At 71.6% G+C, this 6,979-nt stretch carries 5 protein-coding genes; 2 read left to right on the top strand and 3 right to left on the bottom strand.

All coding sequences use genetic code 11. The features are described from left to right. Positions 1-230: 230 nt before the first annotated feature. Positions 231-1,925 carry a beta-1,3-glucanase family protein gene (locus tag KDK95_RS26080; RefSeq protein WP_212520935.1) on the top strand — a complete coding sequence of 565 codons (1,695 nt, stop codon included), beginning with the start codon at positions 231-233 and terminating at the stop codon, positions 1,923-1,925. A 32-nt stretch (positions 1,926-1,957) separates the two neighbouring features. Further along, entirely contained in the window at positions 1,958-4,216 is a 2,259-nt protein-coding gene (locus tag KDK95_RS26075; RefSeq protein WP_212520934.1) for an FUSC family protein, read from the top strand. A gap of 18 nt (positions 4,217-4,234) precedes the next feature. Here the strand turns inward: KDK95_RS26075 and KDK95_RS26070 are convergent, their stop codons facing one another. From KDK95_RS26070 to egtD, 3 genes are all read right to left on the bottom strand, one after another. Beyond that, positions 4,235-4,906, bottom strand: coding sequence for a DUF5134 domain-containing protein (locus KDK95_RS26070; protein WP_212520933.1), 672 nt, complete (start codon positions 4,904-4,906; stop codon positions 4,235-4,237). Continuing rightward, the gene (locus KDK95_RS26065; RefSeq protein ID WP_212520932.1) at positions 4,903-5,925 is read right to left on the bottom strand and encodes a hypothetical protein; all 1,023 of its coding nucleotides are present in this window, start codon (positions 5,923-5,925) and stop codon (positions 4,903-4,905) included. Before KDK95_RS26065 ends, KDK95_RS26070 begins: the two co-directional genes overlap by 4 nt. Positions 5,926-5,989: 64 nt before the next feature. Then, positions 5,990-6,973, bottom strand: a complete 984-nt coding sequence (gene egtD / locus KDK95_RS26060; RefSeq protein WP_212520931.1) for an L-histidine N(alpha)-methyltransferase — start codon at positions 6,971-6,973, stop codon at positions 5,990-5,992. Positions 6,974-6,979 lie beyond the last annotated feature (6 nt).

Below are 6,979 nucleotides of genomic sequence, written 5' to 3'. Positions count from 1 at the left end.
CGGTGGGGCATGAGGGCCTTTCCGGTAGCCGGTGCAGATGTCGCAATCCACACCAAGCCAGAAGGCCCTCACCCATTACAAGATCAACCGGCCGTGACCCCCGTCACCAACCTCTGTGGTCAGTACAGCTAGCCACGTCTTAAGGCGCAATTTATTGACGGAGGGCGCTGAGGTTTCCATACTCTGACGCAGCTTCACCGAAAACGTTTCCGGAAGGGGAGCCCACCTCCATGATCAACCGCAGGAAACTGCTGACCGCCTCGGCCGCCGTCGTCGGCGGCTCCGCGCTCGGCATCGGCAGCGGGGCGCTGCTCTCGGGTGCCTCCGCCACGCCGTCCACGCTGCAGATCGACATCGAGAACACCACCACCTCGAGCACGGTGTACGCCTACGTCACCGGGCAGGCGATCAACAACAACAATGCCCTGATGCTTCTGGAGTCGGACGGCAAGACCGTCTACTACCCGTCCTCGCCGAGCGCCACCGGGTCCGCGCTGGGGGCGAACTGCGCGATCCCGCTCGGTGCGCCGGGCACCACCACCTCCATCACCATCCCGCAGATCGCCGGCGGCCGGATCTGGTTCTCGGTCGGCTCGCCGATCACGTTCCTGCTCAACCCGGGCCCGGCGCTCGTCGAGCCCTCGGTGAGCAACCCCTCGGACCCGAACATCGACATCATGTGGGACTTCTGCGAGTTCACCTTCAACAGCTCGCAGCTGTACGCGAACATCAGCTACGTCGACTTCGTCTCGATCCCGGTCTCTCTCGCGCTGACCAACTCCTCCGGCACCGTGCAGAAGGTCAGCGGCATGCCGTCGACCGGCCTGGACACCGTCTGCGCCAACCTGATCGCGCAGAACGCCTCGGACGGCGCCGGCTGGGACAAGCTGGTCGTGACCTCGGGCGGCAAGAACCTGCGCGCGCTGAGCCCGAACAACGGCATCGTGATGGACTCCTCCCTGTTCTCCGGCTACTTCACGCCGTACGTGAACTCGGTGTACTCGAAGTACGCGAGCTCGACACTGACCGTGGACACGCAGGCCTCGTACGGCAGCGTCACCGGCACGGCCTCCGGCAGCACCCTGACCTTCTCCAACGGCAGCACCTTCGCCGAGCCGTCGGCCGCCGACATCTTCAGCTGCAGCACCGGCCCGTTCGCCGACACCTCGGGCGAGCGCGGCCCGCTCGTCGCGCGGCTCAGCGCCGCGTTCAACCGCACCACGCTGCTGATCGACTCCGACCAGCCGGACGGCGAGAACCCGTCGAACTACTACCAGAACGCGGTCACGAACCACTACGCGCGGATCGTGCACGCGGCGAACCTGGACGGCCGCGGCTACGCGTTCCCGTACGACGACGTGACCCCGACCGGCGGCACCGACCAGTCCGGCTTCGTCTCCGACGGCAACCCGACGCTGCTGACGATCGCGGTCGGCGGCGGCACGGCGACGGCGGGCTCCTCGTCCTCCGCGTCGGCGAGCGCGACCGCGACCGGCGGTTCCGGCGCCGCCGTGAGCGCCTACTCGACGATCCAGGCCTCGTCGTACAGCGCGAAGAACGGCACGCAGACCGAGACCACGACCGACACCGGCGGCGGCCAGGACGTGGGCTACATCTCGAACGGCTGCTGGCTGGCGTACGACAACGTCCAGTTCGGCTCGACCGGCGCCGGCCAGTTCATCGCGCGGGTCGCGTCCGGCGCGGCCTCCGGGATCAGCGGCCTCGTCGAGGTCGCCCTCGACAGCCCGACGGCCACCCCGGTCGGCAGCTTCGCGATCGCCAGCACCGGCGGCTGGCAGAGCTGGGAGACGGTGCCCGCGAACATCAGCACGGTGACCGGCACGCACACGGTCTACCTGGTCTTCTCCAGCGGACAGCCGGCCGACTATGTAAACGTCCACTGGTTCACATTCGGCGCCGCCTAACGGACCGGGCCGAATACGCGGATACTGGCTCCATGCTGACTTGGCTCCGCGGGCATGACCCGGCCCTGGCGGCGACCCGGCGCGCCGGGCGGACCGCGCTGGTGATGCCCGCGCTGTTCGCCCTGTGCACGCAGGTCGTCCACTCGGTCCCGATGGCGACCTACGCGTCCTTCGGCGCGTTCGCGATGCTGCTGATGGTCGAGTACACCGGCCCGAGGGTGCAGCGCCTGCGCGCGCACATCGGGCTCGGGGCGGCCTGGGCGGTGCTGATCTGCCTCGGCACGCTCACGGCCCGGGTGACCTGGCTGGCCGTGCTGTGCACGGTCGCCGTCGGGTTCCTGGTGCTGTTCTCCGGCGTGGTCAGCTCGGTGCTCGCGAGTTCGGCCACGCCGCTGCTGCTGGCGTTCATCCTGCCGGTGACGAACCCGGTCCCGCTCGGGCAGCTGCCCGCGCGGCTGGCCGGGGTCGGGCTCGCCACGGCGGCGGCGATGCTGGCGATCTCGCTGCTGTGGCCGCGCTCGTCGACCGATCCGCTGAGCGCTCCGGCGGCCCGGGTGTGCCGGGCCGTCGCCGCGCAGCTGCTCGCCGACGCGTCGGTGCTGGCCAGGGACGAGAACGCGCCGAGCGTGAAGCAGTGCCGGATGACGGCGGACAAGGCGGCCGAGGCGGAGGCCGCGCTGCGCAAGGCGTTCAACGCGACGCCGTACCGGCCGACGGGCCTGTCCCTCGGCTCGCGCGCGCTCGTGCGGCTGGTGGACGAACTCACCTGGCTGAGCGCGATCATGACGGAGAGCGCGCTGCCGAGCGACGGCGCCCCGACCTGCGACCGCGAGGCGCACGTCGCGCGACGTGCTGCGGCGGCAGTGCTCAACTGCGCGGCCGACCTGCTGGAGGACTCGCACGCCGACCCGGAGCCGCTGCGCGCCGCGACCCGCGAGCTGCGGGCGGCGATGGCGGCGATGGAGGACGGCGCGACCGTCCGGCTGCCGGTGGACCGGCCGGTGGATGGCACGGAGTCGGGGGTGCGCGAGTTCCTGGGCGTGCTCGACCTCTCCTTCCGTGCGCAGGAGCTCGGCTTCGCGACGCTGCAGATCGCGAGCAACGTCGAGCTCGCCGCGGAGGCCGAGCAGCGCGGCTGGTTCGCCAAGCTGCTCGGCCTCGAACCGGGCGCGGTGCGCCAGCCGCTGGCCGCGGCCCGGGAGCGCGGCCGCGCACACCTCGAGTGGCATTCGGTCTGGCTGCACAACAGCCTGCGCGGCGCCGTCGGGCTCGGCATCGCGGTCACGCTGGCGAATCTGACGAGTGCTCAGCACTCCTTCTGGGTGCTGCTCGGCACGCTCTCCGTGCTGCGCTCCAATGCCCTCAACACCGGCCAGAACGCGCTGCGGGCCGTGAGCGGGACGGTCGTCGGCTCGATCCTCGGCGCCGGGCTGCTCGCGCTGGTCGGCCACCACGGCAACGTGCTGTGGTTCCTGCTGCCGTTCGCGATCCTGATCGCGGGCATCGCCCCCGCGGCGATCTCCTTCGCCGCAGGGCAGGCGGCGTTCACGGTCACCCTGGTGATCCTGTTCAACATCGGGCAGAACCCTGACTGGCACATCGTGCTGCTGCGCATCCAGGACATCGCGCTCGGCTGCGCAGTGAGCGTCGTGGTGGCGCTGTTCTTCTGGCCGCGCGGCGCGAAGGCGGCGATGGACAAGGCATTGGCCGAGGCGTACGCGGACGCCGCCCGATACCTCGCCGGCGCGGTCGAGTTCGCCCTCGGCCGCTGCACGTCCGACCCGTCGCCCGCGACGGCGCCGGCGCTCGAGAGCCGCCAGGCGGCCGCGGCGGCGCGGCGTCTCGACGACGCGTTCCGCAGCTATCTCGCCGAACGCGGCTCCAAGCCGGTCCCCCTGTCGGACATGACGACTCTCGTCACCGGAGTCGTCGGGCTCAGGCTCGCCGCCGACGCGGTGCTCGCGCTGTGGCGGCAGGCCGAGGGCGCGCAGGGCGAGCCCGACCGCGCGCAGGCCCGCGTCGAACTCCTCGGCGCCGCGACCCGGGTCGCGGACTGGTACTCGGAACTCGCCGACAGCTTCGACCGGTACCTGCCCGCGCCGGCACCGCTGGCGCGCAACGCCGCCGCGGAGGCGCGGCTGGTCGAGTCGGTCCGCCGGGACCTCGCCGACGAGAACGGCCAGGCCACGGCGACGGCCGTGCGCATCATCTGGACCGGCGACCACCTCGACGCGGCCCGCCGCCTGCAGCCGAGCCTCGCCGCCGTGGCACCCGCCGGGGCGCGGCTGTGAGCCGGGCTGCGCACGCGGTCAGACGAGCTTGGTGAGGATCGCGTAGATCAGGACGAGCGCGATGACGACCCGGCAGACCTCGACGCTGCGCGGGGCGAGCATCCGGCCGATCCCGCCGCCGGTGCCGTCCATGCTGCCGAAGCCCTCGTCGAGGTCTTCGGGCTCGGCGGACGCGGCGCTCTCGACCTTCAGCGGCTCGATCCGGTCGACGACGGTCACGGCGTAGAAGCACAGGCCGACGACGAAGATCAGGCCGATCGTCGGGAACGTGATGGTCTGGTCGAGGATCATGCCCGGCTCGCCCGCCATCGTGAACTGGCCCGCGGTGGAGCCCTTGATCGTGGTCGGGGCGACGCCGGCCAGGAACATGTAGACGACGATCGCGCAGCAGGCGGCGTGCGCCAGGAGCCGGCCGCGCCGCGCCTTGTCCGACCGGGCGAGGTATGCGCGCACGGCGAAGTACACACCGCCGACCGCGAAGGCGCCGGTCCAGACCGAGCGCGGCAGGGTGTGCGCCCAGCTCGCGACCAGGCCCGCTCCGGCGACGCCGATGGCCAGGTTGAGGATGTCCGACTCGTAGTCGGTGGCCCGCTCCCACAGGCGGGCGACGGCGAGCCGCCAGAGGGAGTAGGTGGCCACCAGCACCATCAGGGTGGCGACGAGGGTGGTGAGCCAGGTGGGGGCGTTCACGCGGCGGATCCCTCCTCCAGGGCGGCGCCCGGCACGGTCGCGGCCGCGGGCTCCGAGGCCTCGGCGCGGCGGCCGGCGGCGGGCCAGAACGCGACGGCGATGGCGGCGAGCAGCGGCCCGGTGTCGGGGTCCGTGCCCATGCCCTGGAACGGCATGCCGAAGCCCTCGGCGAACACCCAGATCAGCGCCGCGAGGACGAGGGCCACGACGATGCCCGAGCGCACCACGCGCCGCCGCGGGATCAGGATGCTGACGGCGACGAAGGCGAGCAGCAGGGCGAGCACGGTGTCGATCTCCGCGCCGCGCCCGGCGGTCCACTTCGTGGCCTGGTCGAGCAGCCAGACGTAGCCCTTCGGGGCGCCCTCGACGTTGCCCGCCACGACGTCGGAGACGGAGCCGGCCTCGCGATTGGCCGGCAGCAGGCACAGGGCGGCGAGCAGGCCCCAGAGCGCGACCCAGACGATCCGGGCCGCGCGGGTGCCGACGAAACGCACCGCCTCGCTGGTGACCGCGGGGCCCGACCGGTCGGTCGGCCACAGCAGCACGGCGAGCACGCCGTAGAGGACCGAGGCGCCCGGCGCGCCGCCGAGCGGCCCGGCGGTGCTCGTGGCGAGCCCGCCGAGGCCCTCGGCGAAGAACCACAGGAACGGCACCCAGCACAGGCAGGCGGTCAGGCCGTACTTCAGCGTCGGACGGTAGGCGATGGCCAGGCCGATGGCGATCTCGACGAGGGCGAACGGCACCATCGTGCCCACCGGGTGGGCCGAGACGATGCGCTTGGCCCAGTCGATCGGATCGGCGAGCCAGAACGGCGCGCCGTCGGTGGCCTCGCCGATGGTCATCGGCGCGAAGTTCTTGGTGAACATGTACGGCTGCAGCTTGAGCATGCCGTCGAGCAGCCACAGCCCGGCGAGTACGAGCTGCAGCCGCCTGCGCGCCGGGGACGGCGAGGCGGCGGGCAGACCCGGATCCACCGGGATCTGCCCTGAGCGTTCGGTCAACGCGGCGGAGGAAGTCATAGTGCCGTCATCGTCGCGCACGTCCCTGAGATTTCGCGAAAAACGCCGTCCCCAGCCGGTGAGCTCAGTGCACGGGCCTGGCGAGCAGCAGGGCGAAGCGCTCGGCGCGGTCGGTCCACCAGCGGGTGACCGCGAAGCCGCCGGCCTCGAGTTCGGCGGTCAGGCCCGGGCGGCGGAACTTGCAGGACAGCTCGGTGCGCAGGTCCTCGTCCGCGTCGAAGTCGACGACGAGGTCGAGCGCGCGGATCTTCACGGTCTGCGGCGAGCGCGAGCGCAGATACATCTCGATCCGCTCCTCCTGCGCGTTCCACTCAGCGTGGTGATCGAACTCGGCGAGGTGGAAGTCGGCGTTCAACTCGCGGTTGAGGACCGCGAGCACGTTCTTGTTGAATTCGGCGGTGATGCCGAGGCCGTCGTTATAGGCCGGGATCAGCACCGACTCGTCCTTGACCAGGTCGGCGCCGAGCAGCAGCGAGTCGTCCGGGCGCAGCGCCTCGAGGAACTCGGCGTAGAGGGCGCGCCGCTGGGCCGGGTCGAAGTTGCCGAGGGTGCTGCCGAGGAAGGCGAGCATGCGCGGGGCCGGGTCGTCGTCGGACAGCACGAGGTCGTCCTCGAAGTCGGTGACCGTCGCCGCCACATCGAGCTTCGGGTACTCGACGCACAGCGCCTCGCCCGCGGCGACGAGCGCGGTGCTGCTGACGTCGACCGGCACGTACCGCTCCAGCGTCCCGGCGCCGAGCAGCGCGTCGAGCAGCACGCGCGTCTTGCGCGAGGAGCCGGAGCCGAGTTCGACGAGGGTGCGCGCGCCGCACGCCTCGGCGATCTCGGCGGCGTGGCCGGTGAGGATCTCGTACTCCGCTCGGGTGAGGTAGTACTCGGGCAGCGCGGTGATCCGCTCGAACAGCTCGCTGCCGCGCTCGTCGTAGAACCATTTGGGGGAAAGCGTGCGTGGCGCGGCCGTCAGCCCGCGGGTCACGTCGGCGCGCAGGCCGGCCAGGTAGTGGTCGGCGGGGAGCCGGTGGTCGAGCGTGAATCGGGTCGTGTTCACGGGAGG

The sequence above is a fragment of the Actinospica acidithermotolerans genome (assembly GCF_018139625.1).
GTDB classification, from domain to species: Bacteria; Actinomycetota; Actinomycetes; order Streptomycetales; family Catenulisporaceae; genus Actinospica; species Actinospica acidithermotolerans.
Note: the sequence above shows the minus strand (reverse complement) of the source record. Positions and strands in the feature narration are given on the sequence as shown.